General features: G+C 62.0%; 1 protein-coding gene. It reads right to left on the reverse strand.

Going from position 1 to position 1,667, the window contains the following annotated elements; translation table 11 throughout:
• Positions 1-27: 27 nt before the first annotated feature.
• A complete protein-coding gene (locus tag HCK86_RS23815; protein WP_176086983.1) occupies positions 28-1,641 on the reverse strand; it encodes a histidine ammonia-lyase in 1,614 nt (537 codons plus the stop codon).
• Between the last annotated feature and the right edge of the window lie 26 nt (positions 1,642-1,667).

The raw sequence follows: 1,667 nt of genomic DNA on the forward strand, positions 1-1,667 counted from the left end.
GCCGGGCGGTTTCGCTTTCCTGAGTGCTTACTTCAGCGCGCCGATCGCGTCTTCGACAATGGTGAGCACCTTGGTGGAGGTGACCATGTCGAAGGCAGGGCGGATCTGCTTCTGCATGTAGCTGTCTTCCTCGACCAGCGGGATCACATTGGTCAGCGCCTTGTAGAGCGCGGCCGTGCCCTTGCCGAGCTCGAAGCTGCCGAGCTTGTCGCGCGTCAGGAAGATGGCGCGGGTGGCCAGAAGCGTCTCGACACCGACGATCTTGTGCATGTTGTCGAGGATCTGCTGCGCCTTGCGGCAGGACCAGGGGGCCATCGAAACATGGTCTTCCTGGCTGCTCTTGGTCGAGATCGAATCCGCAACCGAAGGGAAGGCCAGCGTCTTGTTTTCCGATGCAACGGCCGTTGCTGCCGTGGCGATGATGCCATAGCCGTAGTTGAGGCCGATCGGCCGGCCGGCCAGGTTCGGCGGCAGGCCGTAGTTCAGCGTCGTGTCGCAGAGCGCAAACAGCCGGCGTTCGGAGATGTTGCCGATTTCAACCAGCGCGATGGAGAGAATATCCATGGCAAACGCGATCGGTTCGCAGTGGAAGTTGCCGCCGGACAGGAATTCCAGCGCACCATTCTCGTTCCAGAAAACCAGCGGGTTGTCGGTTGCCGCGTTCAGATCGCGGCTGACGAGGTTGCGGGCATGTTCCAGCTGATCGCGGCACGAGCCGTGAACCTGCGGCATGCAGCGGAAGGAATACTGGTCCTGAACGCGGGCGTGATGCACCGGATGCAGGATATCGTCATCGAGATGAACGGCGCGGGAGGCTTCCGACGTGCGGCGCGACCCGTCGATCAGGCGGCGGACGTTTTCGGCGGCATTGATCTGGCCGGTCTGCTTGCGCACGGCGTGGATGCGCGGATCGAAAGCCGCCTGCTCGCCGCGAACGGCTTCAAGGCTGAGCGCGGCGATGGCATCGGCCATCTTCATCATCTTTTCGGCGTCATAGAGCGTCAGCGCGGCCATGCCGGCGCACAGGCTGTTGCCATTGATCAGCGCCAGGCAGTCCTTGGCCTGCAGCACGAATTCAACCGGCGAAATCCCGGCCTTCTTCAGCGCTTCCGGCGCGCTCATGCGCACGCCTTCGAAATAGGCTTCGGCCTCTTCATAGCCGATCATGACCGAGACCATGTGGGCAAGCGGGGCAAGGTCGCCGCAGGCGCCGACCGAACCCTGGATCGGAACGACCGGGTGTACGCCGCGGTTCAGCATGTCGACCAGGCGGTCGACGACTTCGATGCGCAGGCCCGAGACGCCAAGGCAGAAGGCGTTGATGCGCACGGTCATCATGGCGCGGACCATCTCTTCCGATGCCGGCTCACCGACGCCGGAGGAATGCGACAGGACGATGTTCTTCTGGAACTTCTCGTTATCCGCCTGGCTGATCGGATAGTCCTTCAGCTTGCCGACGCCGGTGTTGAAGCCATAGGTGGCTGGCGCGTTCTCGGTCAGCCAGTTTTCTTCGATATAGGCGCGCTTCTTGATGATCTCGGCACGCGAGGCGGCAGCGATCTCCACCTTGACGCCTTCGCGGGCAACCGCAACAACCTGCTCGATCGTCAGATTGTCGCCGTCCAGAATGATAGTGCTCATGTGTAGTCCTTTGAGATGGGGGATGA

The organism is Martelella sp. HB161492, from assembly GCF_013184775.1.
Classification (GTDB): domain Bacteria; phylum Pseudomonadota; class Alphaproteobacteria; order Rhizobiales; family Rhizobiaceae; genus Martelella.

Bases quoted from the DNA above. Each gene is read 5' to 3' on its own strand.
- HCK86_RS23815 (WP_176086983.1), bottom strand. From the start codon at position 1,641: ATGAGCACTATCATTCTGGACGGCGACAATCTGACGATCGAGCAGGTT.